Origin of the sequence: Glaciimonas immobilis (genome assembly GCF_011947285.1) — a bacterium.
GTDB classification, from domain to species: domain Bacteria; phylum Pseudomonadota; class Gammaproteobacteria; order Burkholderiales; family Burkholderiaceae_D; genus Glaciimonas; species Glaciimonas immobilis.
Genome location: NZ_JAAOZT010000007.1, coordinates 442,784 through 460,057, shown reverse-complemented (window position 1 = coordinate 460,057; position 17,274 = coordinate 442,784). Strand labels below are relative to the sequence as shown.

Annotated in this window: 11 protein-coding genes; 5 read left to right on the top strand and 6 right to left on the bottom strand. The window is 50.5% G+C overall.

Going from position 1 to position 17,274, the window contains the following annotated elements:
- Nucleotides 1-23 precede the first annotated feature (23 nt).
- The 3 genes from HAV38_RS13835 to HAV38_RS13825 are packed head-to-tail and all read right to left on the bottom strand — an operon-like array spanning nucleotide 24 to nucleotide 5,535.
- Nucleotides 24-3,068 (bottom strand): efflux RND transporter permease subunit, encoded by a 3,045-nt coding sequence (locus HAV38_RS13835; protein ID WP_168055959.1) that lies wholly within the window; start codon nucleotides 3,066-3,068, stop codon nucleotides 24-26.
- A complete protein-coding gene (locus tag HAV38_RS13830) occupies nucleotides 3,065-4,135 on the bottom strand; it encodes an efflux RND transporter periplasmic adaptor subunit (protein WP_168055958.1) in 1,071 nt (356 codons plus the stop codon). Before HAV38_RS13830 ends, HAV38_RS13835 begins: the two co-directional genes overlap by 4 nt.
- Nucleotides 4,132-5,535, bottom strand: a complete 1,404-nt coding sequence (locus HAV38_RS13825) for a TolC family protein (protein ID WP_168055957.1) — start codon at nucleotides 5,533-5,535, stop codon at nucleotides 4,132-4,134. The genes HAV38_RS13830 and HAV38_RS13825 overlap by 4 nt, the downstream gene beginning before the upstream one ends.
- Nucleotides 5,536-6,008: 473 nt before the next feature.
- Here HAV38_RS13825 and HAV38_RS13820 point away from each other — a divergent pair, with 473 nt between their 5' ends.
- Entirely contained in the window at nucleotides 6,009-7,544 is a 1,536-nt protein-coding gene (locus HAV38_RS13820; RefSeq protein ID WP_168055956.1) for a glycosyltransferase family 39 protein, read from the top strand.
- Between the two features lie 160 nt (nucleotides 7,545-7,704).
- On the opposite strand, the gene HAV38_RS13815 is transcribed toward HAV38_RS13820, so the two are convergent.
- The 3 genes from HAV38_RS13815 to HAV38_RS13805 all read right to left on the bottom strand — a co-directional run bounded on the left by HAV38_RS13815 (nucleotide 7,705) and on the right by HAV38_RS13805 (nucleotide 10,735).
- A complete protein-coding gene (locus HAV38_RS13815) occupies nucleotides 7,705-8,559 on the bottom strand; it encodes an ABC transporter permease (RefSeq protein ID WP_168055955.1) in 855 nt (284 codons plus the stop codon).
- 158 nt (nucleotides 8,560-8,717) lie between these two features.
- Nucleotides 8,718-9,503 carry an ABC transporter ATP-binding protein gene (locus tag HAV38_RS13810; RefSeq protein ID WP_168056010.1) on the bottom strand — a complete coding sequence of 262 codons (786 nt, stop codon included), beginning with the start codon at nucleotides 9,501-9,503 and terminating at the stop codon, nucleotides 8,718-8,720.
- A gap of 251 nt (nucleotides 9,504-9,754) precedes the next feature.
- On the bottom strand, nucleotides 9,755-10,735 hold the full coding sequence (locus HAV38_RS13805) for an ABC transporter substrate-binding protein (RefSeq protein WP_245182370.1): 981 nt from the start codon (nucleotides 10,733-10,735) through the stop codon (nucleotides 9,755-9,757).
- A 383-nt stretch (nucleotides 10,736-11,118) separates the two neighbouring features.
- Between HAV38_RS13805 and HAV38_RS13800 the strand changes: the two genes are divergently transcribed.
- The 4 genes from HAV38_RS13800 to HAV38_RS13785 all read left to right on the top strand — a co-directional run bounded on the left by HAV38_RS13800 (nucleotide 11,119) and on the right by HAV38_RS13785 (nucleotide 17,156).
- Nucleotides 11,119-11,793, top strand: a complete 675-nt coding sequence (locus HAV38_RS13800; RefSeq protein WP_168055953.1) for a response regulator — start codon at nucleotides 11,119-11,121, stop codon at nucleotides 11,791-11,793.
- Nucleotides 11,783-13,189: a sensor histidine kinase gene (locus HAV38_RS13795; protein WP_168056009.1), complete on the top strand. Its 1,407-nt coding sequence runs from the start codon at nucleotides 11,783-11,785 to the stop codon at nucleotides 13,187-13,189. The genes HAV38_RS13800 and HAV38_RS13795 overlap by 11 nt, the downstream gene beginning before the upstream one ends.
- Nucleotides 13,190-13,548: 359 nt before the next feature.
- Nucleotides 13,549-14,688 (top strand): porin, encoded by a 1,140-nt coding sequence (locus tag HAV38_RS13790; protein WP_168055952.1) that lies wholly within the window; start codon nucleotides 13,549-13,551, stop codon nucleotides 14,686-14,688.
- Nucleotides 14,689-14,960: 272 nt separating this feature from the next.
- Nucleotides 14,961-17,156, top strand: coding sequence for a mechanosensitive ion channel family protein (locus tag HAV38_RS13785; RefSeq protein WP_168055951.1), 2,196 nt, complete (start codon nucleotides 14,961-14,963; stop codon nucleotides 17,154-17,156).
- Nucleotides 17,157-17,274 lie beyond the last annotated feature (118 nt).

Sequence of the window (17,274 nt, the reverse complement as noted above, 5' to 3'; positions counted from 1 at the left end):
AGCCAAGACGGTTTGCGTAAGCCCTATGATTTACGTCCAATGACGCTATACAACACGGGCATTACCAACAACACCAGAGGTAATTGCACGATCAATCCTGAAATGATCGCTATGGCTAATGGTTGTTGCATTTCGGACCCTTTGCCTAATGCAAACGCCAGCGGTAATAATGTCAGAATCGCGGTGATGGTGGTCATCACAATGGGGCGCATGCGATTTTTACCCGCTTGAATCAATGCGTTGCGCCACTCCAATGGCGGATCCGCATTGATCAATTCCTGTTGCTCGGAAAAATAGAAAATCGCCACCTCCGTCACGATCCCGATAATCATCGTCATTCCCATCATTGCGGAAATATTTAAATCAATCCCCGTCAATGACAGACCAACAAATACGGCGGAAACCGATGCCAGCGACGTAAAAAGAATGATCCCGGCAAGCCGGAAACTTTCATACATAAAAAGTAGCAGCAAAAATACTAGCACTGATGCCGCAGCAAACACAGTCATCAACCCTTGAAATGCAATCCGCTGTTGTTCGTATAGACCACCTAATTCAAAATAAGCACCTGGTGGAAACAGGCCGGGTTTTGCCAATGCAATCTTCACATCGGCGATCACCGACCCAAGATCACGCCCGCTAATGCGTCCGGTAACGGCAATCATCGGCTTCAGGTTTTCGCGGCTAATTTCAGCTTGCCCGGTCAAGGACGTGATGGTGGCAATTTTTTGCAGAGGAACCAAATGACCATCCGGAGAACGCACGGTCAGTAAGCCCAAATCCTTATCGTTATTACGCATACTTTGCGGTAACCAGACGCGCACTCCCACCGCCTTCACGCCAGATAACATCTGGGTAGCGACATTGCCGTTGATGCTATCGGATAACATTTTGGACACGGCTGCGGGATCAAGCCCTTCTTGCATCGCCTTTACCGGATCCACGTGCACACGTAAGGCATCGCCGGACGGATTAATGCCATTCTTGACATCCACCAAACCGTTGATTTTACTGATACGTGCAGCTACTGTGCGGGCAATGCCACTTAAATTTTTTGGGTCAGCAGAAAATATTTTTATTTCTACCGGCTGCGGTACAGCGGTTAAATCGCCGATCAGATCTTCCATCAACTGCGCCATTTCCACGCGCAGCCCTGGTACTTCATGCTCTACGCGGTTGCGCACCTGATCCATCACCAGATCGACCGGCTGCCGCGTACCACTTTTTAATTTTACAAAAAAATCGCCATGATTCGGCTCGCCCAGGCCGCCACCTAACCCGGTTCCTGTGCGACGCGAATAAGTGAGTACATTAGGATTGGCCCGGATAATGGTTTCGACCTGGCGAACCAGTCGATCCGTTTCCGTCACGGCGGTACCCGGCTCACTGTAATAATCCAGCACAAAGCCGCCTTCATCCATGGCAGGCATAAAGCCCGAACCCACATGCTGGTAGCCCAGATAACCAATACCGATCAACGGCAATAGCAGAAGCAAGATCAACGCTGGGCGATTGAGGAACCGCATCATCAAGCGTTCGTATTTTTTATGCATCCACAAAGTAAGGCGACCATCATGATCCTGACTGACATCTTTATCAGTGAGAAAATGTGCTGCTAATATCGGTACCGCCAGCCAGGTAATGAGAAACGAAATGAATAATCCGGCAGCCATCGTCGTTGACAGCGCTTTAAAAAAAGCGCCTGTAACGCCGCTTAAAAAAGCCAGTGGGATAAAAATGACTAACGTTGATGCACTGGAACCCAACAGTGGCCGAAAAAATTCCAACGCGGCATCCGTCACCGTTTTTTCGACGCTGTGCGCTTGCGCGGCCTTGGCTTGCAGGCGACGCACAATGTGTTCGATCATGACAATCGCGTCATCGATGATCAGGCCAACCGCCGCTGCCATACCGCCCAACGTCATGATGTTAAAGCTCATGTCCAACAACCATAACAACACCACCGTGGTGGCTAATACTGCCGGTACGACTATGATGGCAATCAGCGTAATCTTAACGTTACGCAAAAAAATAAACAGCACCAGTGCTGCCAGCGCGATACCAATCAGGATCGCATCCCGTACGCTCGTAGCGGAAGCAGTGACCAACTCGCTTTGGTCATACCAGTTGGCGAGGTGGACACCCGCAGGCAATTTGTATTGCGCTAATTTGCTCTTGATATCGGTGGCTATTTGTACACTATTGCTGCCGGGTTGCTGATACACCGACAATAACACTGCATCCTTACCGTCGGCAGTGACACGTATCCATTGCGGCACGGTGGCATGCAGGACCTCCGCAACATCAGCGACGCGTACGACACCATTCCCACCACTTGAAACGATCGTCTGACGAATCTGTTCAATATTCTGTAGTCTGGAATCAGCCATAACTAAAAATAATTTATAGTGATCCTCAAGACGACCGACGACATTGATGACGTTATTTGATGTTAATGCACGTGATACGTCGTCTTGCGATAAACCCCGTGCAAGCAATTTTTGCGGGTCAACATTGACCTGATACTCCTCCAGCGCGCCACCAGTGGTTTGCACTTGCGCCACACCGTTCACTCCGGTTAGTAAAGGCCGTAATTGATATTCGGCCAAGTCACGCAATTGCGTTGGCGTCACCGTTTTGGAGGTCAGGCTGTAAGCAATAATAGGGAAAACGGTCGGATCCATGCGGCGCGCCTGCATGACCGTACCGGTGGGCAATTGCGACATAATTTGCGCGGTGGCTGCATTGACCTGCAAGGTGGCCGACGCCATGTCTAAACCCCAGTCGAAATTGATCGACACCTCAGCGGTACCACGTGCGGTGGTGGAGCGCACGGTGCGTACGCCGGGTACGCGGCGCACCGCCTCTTCTACCGGCCGTGTCACCAACATCTCCATTTGTTCCGGCGGCTGATCGCCTGCATCAAGTGAAATCACGACGCGGGGGAAATCAACAGTAGGAAACAATGAAATCGGCAGCTTAAACGCTGCCAGCATGCCGCCCACAGCGAGAATCGCCAATAAAAACAAGATCGAACGACGATGATTTTGCGTCCACTGGCCGATCATGGCTTGGACTCCCGCACCAACATCGCATCTTTCAATTCATAGTTACCTTGCACGACCAGTGGTGCAGCAGGGTCGAGCTTGCCGCTCACGCCCAGCGTTGCACCGTTATCAATCAAGCTACGCACATTAACGCGTACCGCCTTGTGCTGTTTGATCTGAAACACGTAGCTGCCCTGATCGTCGCTCAGCACTGCCTGACGCGGCACCTGATACGCCTCTTGTTCTCCGGTCGCTATTTCGGCCCGGACCCGCATCCCCGGAATAAATCGCCTGGCAGCGGCATCGTTTAACTTCACCACGACGTTAATCAATTGGGTTTTAGGGTCCAGCAGATTTTGCACTTCGCTGACACTAGCCTTCGTGGTTTGCGTGGGATTTGATAGTGGTGCCAGGGTAACGCGGCTCCCTTTGTTGATGGTTGCGCGGTTAGACGGATCGATACCCAGCAATACTTTCAGACTGTCGGTACCGCCAAACTGCATAATAGGTGCGCCTGCCGCAATACGGTCACCCTGCGCTGCGGTCAGCACCAACACCACGCCAGTGGCCGGTGCCAACAACGTGGTGCTAGCAGTGCCACCGCCAAGCTTCTGCTGCGCCGTCAGACTTGCTTGCGCGTCCTGCGCATTTTTTTGCGCCGTATCCAGTTGTGATTGGGTTGCCATTTGCAGGCCAAGTAACTCTTTGATACGCTTCAATTCGGCTTGCGCCAGATTGTTAGCGCTTTGGGCTTGCTGGTAGCTTAAAACCGCCGCGGGATCACTGCGCAGTAGCGCCAGCGGGCTACCTTTGTTGACGCTTTGCCCCTGCACCACTAGCAATTGCGTGATCTGCACCGGATTGGCACTACTGAGGGCGACCGTATGTTCCGGTGAAACGTCGCCGAAAGCGGTGAGCGTACTAGTCAACATCCCTTGTTTGAGTGGCTGCGTCACTACCTGCGCTGAGATAGGCACTTCGACGTCTGCCGGACTCGCCGACGAGTGGCCGTTATAGACAAAATAGGCAAGCGCCCCAAGCAAAACCATCGCACTAGCGACAGCAATAGAGATTATTTTTTTGTTCATGGTTGATGACTTTCTTTGGCTTTCTGGGACAACTGCGTAGGCAACTCGCCTCCAATCAGCGTTTGCAGCGCGACGCGCTGCTCTAACATGGCTTGCTCTAAAGTAACCTGTTCCGTTTGTTTTGCTAGCCACGCGGTATCGATATTCGATAGCACCAGCGCATCAACGTTACGTGCTGTTAGTGCCGCCTGCACCTTTTGTCGTTGCGTGGTCAGTTGCTGCAGACTGCTATTTATTTGTAGCATTTGCTGCTGATTGATAGCCTGTTCGGTCAAAATTCTGTCGATATCGCTGTGGGCAACATTGATGCGCTGCTGATACTCGTCATGCAGCTTTTGGCGAGTCGATTGTTCGATCGCGATGCTGCCCTGATTGTGATTGAAGACCGGGAGTGATAACGAAATATTAAACCCCTGTGTGGACACATTGCTGGTGTCGCGTGCGCGCGTCAGCCCGATCACCAGAGACGGAAACTGCGCGATAATCGCCGCGCGATAACGTTGGTCCTGCGCTGCATAGCCAAATTCCAGCGCCCTTAAATCGGGCCGTCTTTGCGCCAGATGCGGCAAGATAGCGTCTATCTGGTCCCGGGCCAGCGGTGGCAATTGCGCAGACCCCTTTAACGGCACAGGTACATCCGGCGCTAATCCTAATAACGCATTCAAATCATGTCTGGCCTGATTTTGCTGACGTTGCCCCTCATTGATTTGACGCTGCACATCCTGAAGTGAGGTTAATGCAACGGTCGCTGTCTCGGCGGTGATGAGGCCACGCTGCAAGGCCACCTGATTTCGTTGAGAGCGCTGCGCAAATTCATCCCGTTGTTGTTGCAATATTCGGGTCAGCTTTTCACCCTGCGTGAGCTTGATAAACACCATACGGGCTTGCGCAATGACTTGCCACTCCTGCCACAACAAACTCAAATCGGTCTTGTCAGCGTCGGCGCGGGCGGCTTTGCTTAATGTTGAATGTGTTAACAGCGCCCCAAAATCGTAACTCGGCCCGATACTGAAAGCGGGGGTAGAACCGCCCACCGGATCGCGCACGAAATCGGCCATCATAGCGAGTTGCGGATTCGGCAAAAGGGAGGCCGAGAAAGCCTGCGCATGCGCAATATGTGCATCATTGCGGGCTAACTTCAAATCCGGATTGTTAACTACCGCTAATATCGCGACGTCCGTCATATCCAACCCCTCGGGCCCAGCGGCAAAAGAATGCAGTGGCAGTTCCGGCAAGTTCAGCTGGTGGGCGTCTATCGTCAGCGCCGGGATATGCTTAAGAAAATTGGCTTGATCGTTCAGCGGCAAGGGCTGATAACTGGCACAGCCCCCTATAGCCAGCAGAATGAGTAGCGATAGCAGGTAGTTTGAGGGTATTTTTAGCGTTTGCCAGAGCATCATGGGTAAAGTTCCTACGTGCCAAATTCATCAGAGCCCCATTGTAACGTGGGTTAATTAGCCGCGAATTAGGAGTTTCTGACTTGCAATGCCGAATGATCACCAGTGCATGAATCGGCGGTTGCATAGCGCGTAAGCCGATGTTCGTTTTGTTCAGCAGAAACCCGCAGGCTATTATTGGATCTGAGGCACTGTTGACATTGCCATATTGCGTTATTAATAAAAGCCCGGCACACTATTTAGTACCAAATTGCTTTGGCAAAATCCCTCTCAACGCTTCATGGTTGCCGCAACGTAGTGCGCCGCGGTAACAGACACGGCTTCGTTTAGCCCCTCGGCGCAAGCCTTGCTAACGGTCGAGATTCATACCAATAGCAAAGGCGGCGGAGTACATGATGCAACGCATATTGTTTATAAATACGTATGTTTCGGTATCATAATAAATATCGATAAAAAGGCAATTGATTGCTCTTAATATGACTGCAGTATTGACTGAATTCTCTAAAACCTCACAAGCCAAAGGAGCGCTAAAGCTCAAGCAGACGCTCACCTTTTCATTCGCCGGCGCTGTGCTCATTCATGTGGTGGTCTGGACGCTGTTGCCAATGCTGCTGCAAACCAATGCTTCCCTTGATATGATCGAAGGACTGGCATGGGGCCGCGAATGGCAACTAGGTTACGAAAAAGATCCACCGCTCTTTCCCTGGCTGATTGAACTCATTACGACCTGGTCCGACAAAAAACTTTGGGTTAGCTATCTGGCCGGACAACTCTGCATCGCGACCGTGTTTTTTTCTGTGTGGCAGCTCGGGCGACGCATTGCAACGGAGGCTGAAGCATTGGTTGGCGCGCTTCTACTTGAAGGGGTTTATTACTTTAATTTACCCACCCCCGAATTCAACGATATCGTCCTGCAGATGCCTTTTGCGGCACTATTTGGCTGGGTACTGCACAAAGCGATTACGGAAAATCGACTTACCATCTGGATCGTGAGCGGACTAGTCGCTAGCCTGGGCCTATGGTCACGCTATTCGATGGGTGCTTATATTTTGCCACTCGCCTTATTAATGATCGCTCATCCGGTCGCGCGCCGTCGCCTGGCGTCGCCCGGACCGTGGCTTTTATTGCTGACTTCAACGCTGTTATTTATTCCGCATTTATATTGGATGGCGGAAAGCGGCTTTGTCTCAATCGAGTATGTGGGGCGGCGTGCGCCGGAGATCACAAAAATAACAGATTTTTTAAGCAGTTTGTTTTCATTTATTAGCGCCCAGCTGCTTGCTCTTCTACCGATGCTACTGATCGCAATCATGCTTTGGCGCTGGAGATCGTCGCGCAACTGGTTGCAACTTAGATGGGGAAATTTTGACCAGGCTTATATCACTGCCTTAGCATTCGGGCCAATCGCTATCTCGTTGTGCTTATCCATCGTCGCGCGACGGCCAATGAGGGTAATGTGGGGTGCTCCCCTTTGGTGCTTTATCGGTCTTTTTATTGTCATGGCAATACGCCCGTTTCTGACCATAGAGAAACTGCGCTATTTTGGTCGCGCCTGGAGCATTGCGATGTTGCTGCCAATAGCATTTTTTGTTCTTGACCAACTGTATGCGCCGCAAATTACCGGAAATGAAAAAAGAACGCACTTTCCCGGAACAATACTTGCGGAAACCGTCACAGATAGATGGCACGGTACCTTCGACAGCCCCCTGAAATATGTTGCAGGTGACACCTGGTATGCGGGCAACGTCTCTTTTTATTCCACAGAAAGGCCGTCAACCATGTTTTCGCATGGCGGTCGCCGCTTTAGTCCATGGATCGATCCAGAAGATATAAAACGCGCAGGTGCCATGCTGATTTGGGACGCAACACAGGAGGGAGATGCTATTCCAGCAGAGCTTGCGACGCAATTTACAAATGCCATTCCGCAGCCTCCAGTGATACTGGATGGTGAAGTTTCGGTGCACCACCTCGGCTTGGCGTTCGTTCCGCCGGAGACGATAGAGTCCCCTTAAACAGTAACGCAAAACGTCAAGTACAGATATACCCTAAGCTGCCATGGCCAGTGAAATGCTGTGTCAAATAGCGTAACAGGCCGCAGCGTAAGGGCTATCAATCATTTAGACGAAAAAAAGGCGCATCTGCATGCGCCTCTAACCTTAAAGCAATCTTTCTTTAGAAAGCTGCCGGACGCCATTTGAGCAAGCGTTTCTCGATTCTGAGCAATAGATAATCAGCCGCCAGTGCCACGACCGCCAACACAATCATCGCAGCAAATACCCCACTCGCATTGAACGCACCTTGGGCGGTCGAGATCAGCAAACCGATGCCTTGCTTGGAGCCGAGGAACTCACCCACTACTGCCCCTACCAACGCAAAACCAAAACTGACATGCAAACTAGCCAGAATCCAGCTCAGGGCGGAAGGGATCACGACCGACATTGTGACTTGACGCGAGGAAGCGCCTAAAATTTGAGCATTAGCGATCATGTAACGGTCGGCCTCACGGACGCCTTGAAAGGCGTTAGCGAATACCACAAAGAAGACCATTACCACGGCCAGGGCCACTTTAGACGCCATGCCCAGCCCTAACGAAATCACAAAAATCGATCCTAATACTACCCGTGGAATCGAATTAGCAATTTGAATATAAATGCTAAACACATCCGATAATAGCTTGTTGCGGCCTAACAAAATTCCACAAATGACACCTGCTACGCCGCCAATCAAAAAGCCTAACACGGTCTCTTCTAGTGTCACTAACACCTGCACCCACAAAGGGCCTTGCGAAGTACCTTCCATTATCCAGTCGTAAATCTGGATCACGATCAATGAAGGTTGAGAAAAGAAAAATGGATCTATCCAATGTAACGTCGCACCTAATTCCCAACCGCCAAGCACAATGACTAATATGGCGATTCGCAAAGAAATTACCAACCAATAGCGCATCCTGATTTTTCGCTGGGCGGCCTGTTCAACAATCGCCAGGCTGGCCGCACTTAGCTGGTCGATTGAATGTGCTTGAGTCATTTTTTGTTCCTTATCATTATTTGTTACTTGTATCAATCAACATCCATCAATCAACATCCGTCAATCAACATCCGTCAATCAATATCCTTCAAAAGGGCATTACATCAAGTGTCCCCTGTCGGTAGCTGATCAGGATCAGATCAAAGCCTGAAAGTGCATCAAGTCATCTGCACTTCTTCCCTTAAATCGGACCATATCTTGCGAGAAATATCGATGAATCGTTGTTCATAGCGCACCTCCGACATCACGCGAGGACGTGGTAAATCGATTTCATAGACGCTCTTCAACGTCGCTGGGCGGGCGGTTAATACGTACACCTTATCGGCCAGCGCGATTGCCTCTTCCAAATCATGCGTCACAAACACGACTGAACCGGACTGGGACGACCAAAGCTGTAATAGTTCGTCCTGCATTAAGGTTCTGGTCTGCATGTCCAGCGCACTGAACGGCTCATCCATTAACAGAATTTCGGGGCTATTGATAAACGTTTGCGCCAGCGCAACACGTTTGCGCATGCCACCAGAAAGTTGGTGGGGGTAATGATTGCTAAACTTATTGAGTCCGACGCGGCGTACCCATTCCTCGGCCAGGGCATAGGCAGCGTCTTTGGGCTTACCTCTAAACAGCGGTCCTGCGGCGACATTGTGTAAGACACTTCGCCATGGAAATACGGCATCACTCTGAAACACAAATCCGATGCGCGGGTCGATACCATTGACAGGTTCACCCATGATCCTGACTTCTCCCACCGTCGGTTTCAGAAGTCCTGTGATCAAGCTCAGCGTAGTGGACTTACCACAACCAGTCGGACCGACGATCGCACAAAATTCGCCTTGGGCAACGCTCATTGTAAAATCCCGCAGCGCTACCGTCGCCTTGCCATCGGGGGAAATAAAGCGGCAGGACACGTTACGAATATCAATTGCCGGGGTGTCCCGATTCATCGTATTTGCTGCGGGAACCCGCTCCGCAGCAAGTGCATTTGAGGATGCAATCATTTACATTCTTTCTTTAAAACTGGTTGTATGAGCGTAAAAAATGGACAGGCGTCTGCAAACGTCACCTGTCATTCCTGGCAAAAAGCGAGGCGAAGTTCCTTAGCTGGAATTCTCCGATTTCAAATCCCATGCACCGCCAAGTATTGATGTGAGCATGCGCACATGCTCACACCTCTTGCTCAGTTTTGCAGCGCTATCTATTTGTTTTGAGGGATAAATTCGTTGGTATAGGTCTTGGACAAATCGATGTGCTTACCTTTGACGTTTGGATTAAATCCTGCCAATACTTGCAGCACGGTTTCAGGGCCACCAACGGGCATCCGGCCATCGGCAGAAAACATCGGTAGTGAGTTCTGCATAGCTTGCACATAGAGGACTTTGTCCTTGCCTTGATAGTCCTTGGGCATCTTGCTGGCTATGTCGGTAGCGTCATGTGTCTTAATATATTTAAGCGTCTTGTTAAACGCGCGCGCCAGTTTGATCGCCTCTGCCTTGTGCGTATTGAGCCATGAGCGCTGGACGTATAAACTCGAAGCTGGGTAAAGACCGCCCAGTGCTTTCACGGTGCCCTCCACCGTACGCATATCAACTAAAACTGACGCTTCCCCGGTTTTCAATAACTGTGAAATAGTCGGTTCGGTTGTCATCCCGGCGTCAATCCGTCCCTGCTTGATAGCAGCAATAAAGGTATTGTCAGCGCCAACCGGCAGCACAGAATATTGCGTGGAACTGATGCCGTGTTTTGCCGCCAGATATTGAGTAAGGAAGTTGGTTGAGGAGCCTAATCCTGTGACACCAAGCGTTTTTCCTTTCACGTCGGCCATGCTCTTAATTGTTCCGGCTGATTTGGTGGCGACCATTTCAGCTTCTCCCGGGACCTGCCCAAACACAACGATGGCGGTGACTTCTTTGCCCTTGCTTTGCAAATCAATCGAGTGGTCATAAAACCCCACCACGGCCTGCACTGCGCCCGCCAATAGTTCGTTTTCGGCATCAACTCCAGCCGGTTGCGATTGCAACTCAACGTCCAATCCCTCGTCCTTAAAGTAGCCCAGCTGCTCGGTCAATTTTGCGGGCAAATAGATCATTTTGGTAATCCCGCCAACCATGATGATTATTTTCGAGGCATCCGCCGCTGAAACTTCCGTAGGTACCGCCAGCGTCGCGCACGCCGACATTGCCAATACCACGGTAGAAATTTTTGTTAATTTTCTTGCGCCGCTCACAAACTTACGCATTATTATGTCTCCATTATTTTGGGATTATGATCTACGGCAAAATAGTTAATTGCTGCGACCTTCCTTTATTAGACTTCTTTTGGAACATTAGCAAGCCTGGTGAAGACTAGCCGCACGGTGCGCAACAACCGGAATGTACTTTAGTACACGAAAATTGTGCGTACCGTGCAACGTATTCATCGCGAAACATACCTGGTTCCCACAGCAGTCTATTGCTTATCAAGGCAAACGTATTCTAGGTGTTTTTAACTTTCATCCAGCTTACCAATTCTGCGTTTTTTATTCCGCAGCGCACCATAAAAATTAAAATGGGACTCCGTTCAATGAAACTCCTGCTGATTGAAGACAACCCGCCCCTGGCGCTTTGGCTCACCAAAATACTCAAAGAAGAAAAGTTTACTGTCGACGTAGCTATCGATGGGGTCGAGGCAGACCGGGTGCTACAAAGTGAAAACTATGATGCGGTCTTACTCGACCTGATGCTACCCAGGATGACGGGGAAAAATGTTTTGCGTCGCCTGCGCGAGCGTCACAATAACGTACCAGTAATGATTTTGACCGCAAGTGGTTCTATCGATGAAAAGGTCGACTGTCTCGGTAGCGGCGCTGACGACTATCTCGTGAAGCCTTTTGAAATCCGTGAACTGGTAGCACGTATTAAGGCATTGATTCGACGTCAAAGTCCGGATAAGTCGACAGAAATGCATTGTGGTAATTTGGTCTATAACAGTGACACCCGTCAATTTTCGATTGATGAAAAAATTCTTTCGCTACCGCCGCGTGAACACGACGTATTAGAAATTTTCATGCTAAAACAAGGTAAAACAGTTTCCAAAAGTGCGCTGGTCAATGGTATTTTTTCTCTTGGCGATGAGCCAAGTCCAGACGCAATAGAAATTTATGTACATCGATTACGAAAAAAATTAGAAAATTCACAGGCAAGCATCATGACCTTGCGCGGACTTGGTTACTTGCTTAAAAAAAATGATGATAATTAGCCTGCGTTTTCGGCTGCTTTTATGGTTACTAATTCCGCTAGCGATTTTTATTTTGCTGAGCGCACTTTTTTCGTATCGCAGCGCGGAGCAGACCGCTGATCTGATTCAGGACCGGGCATTACTAACCTCAGCGCAGGTGATCGCCAGCGATATTGTGTGGGTCGATGGGATGCCGCAAGTGAGTGTAGATCCGGCAGCGCTTGAGTTATTTACTTCACCCCAGCAAGACCATGTCTACTACCAGGTCATTACCAGCAAGGGCTTGTTGATGGCGGGTCGCTCGGATTTACCGGGAACGATCGATTTTCATAACAACGGTCCCAAATTCAGCACGCAGCAATATGATCAGAAGACGATGCGCATTGCCAGTCAGGTGCGACCATTGTATGACGCCGGCACGCAGCTAAATGTTGCGGTACGGGTTGCGCAAACTATGCAGGGGCATGATCTGATGGTGGCCGATTTATGGCGACCATCTTTGCATCGACAGATCGCGATGCTAATTTTGGCTATCGCACTGGTGGTGGTCGGCCTCACCATAGAACTGCGCCCGATTATGCGCCTTAAAGACGACCTCGCGAGCCGCGACCCGATGTCCTTGTCACCGATTAAAATAACATCGTTACAAGGGGAATTACGACCGATTGCGGACGCTTTTAACCAGTACATCCAACGCCACAATACACAAGTCGCCGCCCAAAGACGATTTATTGCAGATGCCGCGCATCAGCTCCGCACGCCTCTGACGTTAATCGATTCACAAATCCAGTTTGCACGCAAGATCACTGATCCGGCGCGCCGTAGCGAAGTGCTGGAGGCCATGCAAGAAAGCAGCCGCAGTATGGCCGATCTCACAGATAAACTACTTTTATTGTCACAGGCAGAAAGTGCCACTAGCCATGCGGTACTGCGTCATCCTGTCGATCTGGTGAAGATCATCACTGCTGTGCTGGAAGAGATCGTTCCGCTGGCGCAGCGTAAGAATATTGATCTCGGCGTCGAGATTGACTGTACCGAGGCAGTGGTTATCGGTAACGAAGCGCTGTTCTCCGCCATGATCATGAATCTGGTTGACAACGCGATTCGTTACACGCCGCAAAATGGCAAGGTGACCGTCAGCATCAGCGCTAACAATGTGTCGGGTAAGGTCCCCATGGCGCGGTTGGTCGTGGCCGATAATGGTCCCGGTATTCCGGCAGAAATACGCGACCGGGTATTTGAACGCTTTTATCGCAATGCAGCGCCCGGACAACATGGCACCGGATTGGGACTCGCCATAGTGAAAGAGATTGTGCTGGCAGCGGAAGGGACTATCTCGCTTGAATCAGGACCAAGAAATAATGGCTTGGCAGTATTGGTGGAATTGCCGCTTGAAGCATCTACAAATTTCGGCTGAAATCTTTTTAAAGTTTGCTTAAGGGTATAAAGGCAAATAAAAATTATTACATAAATTATCGCGTTATAAGACCACGCTACATTTTTAATGTATACCTGTGCGGCCCGGGGGCATCTCTGCAGCAAAATGTGGTTCAGCAATTACTGTTGCAAACTTGCACTACTGCCTGATAAAACGAATGTTTCGAAAGCTAGAAGAAAGCTTAGCGCTTTTATACTTGGCGTCGCTGTCGATCACATTGATCTGTCCTATTGATCTGTGTGGTTGCGCTGCGTAGTTGCGCACGTAGTTGCGCACGTAGTTGCGCACGTAGTTGCTCAGCATAACAAACAAAAAACTTTAGCCCTCAGGAGACAATTTTGAAAAAAACAGTATTTGCATTGGCTGCCCTAGCCGCACTAGGATGCTCCGGCACTGCCCTCGCCCAGTCCAATGTCACCATTTATGGCTTAATCGATGCCACCATCAGCACTACCAATAACGCTAACAGCAAAGGCGATCGCCTGACACAAATCCCGGTCGCATGGTTCAGTGGTAACCGGCTTGGATTTAGAGGTCAGGAAGACTTGGGCAGCGGTCTGAAAGCAATTTTTAAATTAGAGGCAGAATTCGTTGTCGGTACCGGTGAAATGGATACACCTGGGGTCTTGTTTAACCGCGATGCCTGGGTCGGCATGCAAAGTGACGCGTTGGGCCGCGTAACACTTGGTCGTCAAAATACCCTTGCACGCGACTTTGCCCAGGTTTACGGCGATGCGTACGGCTCCGACAAACTCGGTCTGGAGGAAGGTGGTTTCACCAACAATAACAACTTCAAACAAATGATTTTTTATGCTGGCAGCGCAACCGGAACCCGCTACAACAATGGTGTGGTGTGGAAGAAGATATTTGATAACGGACTTGTAGCAGGCTTAGGCTATCAGTTTGGAGAAGTCGCCGGATCGTTCGCCAATAACAGCACCAAATCGGTAGCACTGGGTTACAACGCTAGCAATTTTGTGGTCTCCAGCTTTTACAATGAAGCCACCGTCGGTAACTCGCTTGACCGTTCAACGGAACAGCATAAATCCTATTCCTTGGGAGGCAGTTATTTCGTTAATAGTCTTATCCGATTAAATACCGGTTACTTCCATTACACCGCGGAACAAGGTGCGCTAGGCAAGCGTAAAGATGATGCGTATACCGTATCGGCCAAGTTCACCCCGCAAGGCCAGTTTGATTATGAGATTGGCTACCAGGCGATGAAAGCCAGGAACGCTGCCTATAACGTGTCGGGCACTGGTACCTTGAACGCGTATTCGAACGCCAGCTTTTCAACTACGGCAGGAAGCGGCAAGAAATCCACGATCTTCGGTTCCGCTTTCTACCATTTATCCAAGCGCACTGAACTGTACTTGGCCGCCGATTACATGAAGCTCACCGATGGCTATCGAGTGGCATCTACCAATGGCTTCAAAAATCAAACTGAACTGGCTGTCGGTATGCGTACACGTTTCTAACTTATACGACGATTTGCAGTCCTGATCGTTGACCCATCGTTGAACGATGTATAGTCGATGCGGCAAAGCTTTGCCGCATCGATTTTATACATTTACTCTCAAATTTCCCCAAATTATTATCTCGGTATTTGAGCGCTCTGATGGTACAGGGACTTACCAATCGGGCAACTCTCACTCGATCTGTTGCTAAGGCTGCGGTAAGATCACTGCTTTATGACTTTTAAATTGCCACTATGAGCACTCCCCGATCTGGTGCGCTTGCGCGATCTTTCATGCGATCATTGCTTATCGTCTGCTTGCTTGTTAATCTCGGCCCCGCCTGGTCTGCCTCAGACGCCAGCGCGGTGTCGGCAAACCCCGGCACCTCCTCAGGCCTCACGCCAGCGCCGGATCCAGCGAACGCAACTACGGCGGCCTCGACGCTGAATGCATTGGCTAAAACGGTCAAGGCAAACCCGGCCGCCAGCGCCCTCGTCGCTGCGCTCCAAAAAGTGGAACAAAATAAAGCGCCACCGGCACCAAAGGGATTGATCGGATTAATCTCCGATAGCCTCGACGTTATCCAGTCAAACATGCTTCAGGTGGCAAAACCGCAAAAATACTGGCAGGAACAATTTGCGCGGGCCGCCGATGAGCTTTCCACTATTTTGTCGCGACAAGAAGGTGAGACACCGCTAACGGTGCTCCTGCATTTTATTGAAATGATGGCGCTATTTGGCTTTGTTGCCATTACTTTTCGATATGTAGGCAAACGCGTCCGGCAACATTTTAAAATGGAACAAGCGCTCTCCATCGACCCAAGTGTCAAGGAAGTATTGATTTACATCTTGCGCCACATCGTCCCGCTGGTGCTGGCTTTATTAGTAGAAATCGCGGTAGTCATTACTTTGCCTCCTTCCTTGGGGCGCGCGTTGGCGACGCTGTTGCTTTACACAATGATCGGTGCCAGCGTATTTCGCGCATTTTGTGCCATCATTTTTTCGCTCTCCTCAAGCGGCCATCGTAATGTCGCAATTCACATAATGTACCGCCGCGCCTGGAAGTTACTTTACCTGATCGGCTTCGCTGGCTGGTTCGGGGATGCTATCAACAATCCAAAACTGTATTTTATTATTGGCGGTGCGCTATCGAGTCTCGGGGCGACTGCGGCCAACTTGCTTGCCGCTATTTTGTGCGGCGTCTTTGCACTACGCTTTCGCCGGCCGGTTGCGCACCTGATCCGTAACCGCTCGCTAGAGGTACGTGGCAGCCATCGTGCGCGCATGGAAACACTGGAAATTGTCGCCTCGCTATGGCATTACCCTATATTGTTGCTTGCGGGTGGCGTCAGTTTGTCCACGGTGTTCGGTCCGGCCAGCAGCGGCGAAGCACTCAACCATGCCTTGAGCAGTGTGGCGCTACTGGTAAGCATGTTCTTTATCGGCACCTTGCTGCACCGTATCGGGCGCGGCAAAAAACCGACTTCATTACGTCGGCAATCGCCCTATATTTTGCGTCTGAAAGCCGCGATCTTTAGCTTGCTGCAAATCGTAATGTGGATCGGATTTCTCGAGTTGCTGACTCGGGTCTGGGATCACTCATTGCTTAACTTTGCCAACACGACGCAAGTCGGTCATCTTATCCTCGCTGCAATCGGCAAAATAGCATTAACCTTAACGGTGGCCTGGCTAGCGTGGATTGTGCTCGACACGGCGATCCAGGAAGCCATCACCCCGAGCCGCAGCGGTCGCTACGGGCGCAATCCTACCACCCGTATGCGCACCATCTTACCGCTACTGCGCAATGCCGCCCTGCTGATTATCCTCACCGCAACGGTCATCACCACACTGGCAAATTTAGGACTGAATGTCACACCGCTTCTGGCATCGGCCGGCGTCGTCGGCCTGGCGATCGGTTTTGGTTCGCAGTCGTTGGTCAAGGACGTCATCACCGGAATTTTTATTCTCATAGAGGACTCCATGTCCGTCGGTGATTGGGTCGATGTCGGCAACGGTCACATCGGCACCGTAGAACACATGTCGATTCGCACCGTCCGGTTACGTGACGGCAACGGCTCGGTACACAGCGTCCCGTTCTCGCAAATTCTCGCGGTCAAAAACGACTCACGTGAATATGCGTACGCGGCGCTGAAATTGCACGTGACGCTGGAGTCCAGTATCGAGGATGCGTTAAAGCTGATGCGAGAGACTGGCGCAGAGATGATAGAGGACGCGCGTCTAAGCCGGTTATTGCTGGCACCAATTGATATCTACGGACTGAATGGTTTTGACCTGCACGGCGCGATTCTGACCGGCGCGTTCCGCACCCGACCACAAACACAAGCGGAGGTCGTGCGAGCGTTCAACCTCCGCATCAAAGCAAAAGTCGACGCCGCACCAAACATTACATTTGCTAATGAATGGGCGAATTTTCCGGCACCGGCGGTGCCGCATGAGGATATTGACAGCGCGGAGCAATCGACTGGTTGAACCTGGCCCGCTCGGAAGAGGAGGTGCTGTTCCATACTCTGGAACTAATCATCTGGCTATCTAAAGGTAAGTCCACAGGCTCCCAAAAACAAGGGTTTGCCATGGATGTGCCTGTCGG

What these genes read in the sequence shown, in the direction of transcription:
- HAV38_RS13785 (WP_168055951.1), top strand. Translation starts at nt 14,961, where the DNA reads ATGCGATCATTGCTTATCGTCTGCTTGCTTGTTAATCTCGGCCCCGCC.
- HAV38_RS13820 (WP_168055956.1), top strand. Translation starts at nt 6,009, where the DNA reads ATGACTGCAGTATTGACTGAATTCTCTAAAACCTCACAAGCCAAAGGA.
- HAV38_RS13830 (WP_168055958.1), bottom strand. Translation starts at nt 4,135, where the DNA reads ATGAACAAAAAAATAATCTCTATTGCTGTCGCTAGTGCGATGGTTTTG.
- HAV38_RS13835 (WP_168055959.1), bottom strand. Translation starts at nt 3,068, where the DNA reads ATGATCGGCCAGTGGACGCAAAATCATCGTCGTTCGATCTTGTTTTTA.
- HAV38_RS13810 (WP_168056010.1), bottom strand. Translation starts at nt 9,503, where the DNA reads ATGAATCGGGACACCCCGGCAATTGATATTCGTAACGTGTCCTGCCGC.
- HAV38_RS13815 (WP_168055955.1), bottom strand. Translation starts at nt 8,559, where the DNA reads ATGACTCAAGCACATTCAATCGACCAGCTAAGTGCGGCCAGCCTGGCG.
- HAV38_RS13825 (WP_168055957.1), bottom strand. Translation starts at nt 5,535, where the DNA reads ATGATGCTCTGGCAAACGCTAAAAATACCCTCAAACTACCTGCTATCG.
- HAV38_RS13795 (WP_168056009.1), top strand. Translation starts at nt 11,783, where the DNA reads ATGATAATTAGCCTGCGTTTTCGGCTGCTTTTATGGTTACTAATTCCG.
- HAV38_RS13800 (WP_168055953.1), top strand. Translation starts at nt 11,119, where the DNA reads ATGAAACTCCTGCTGATTGAAGACAACCCGCCCCTGGCGCTTTGGCTC.
- HAV38_RS13805 (WP_245182370.1), bottom strand. Translation starts at nt 10,735, where the DNA reads ATGTCGGCGTGCGCGACGCTGGCGGTACCTACGGAAGTTTCAGCGGCG.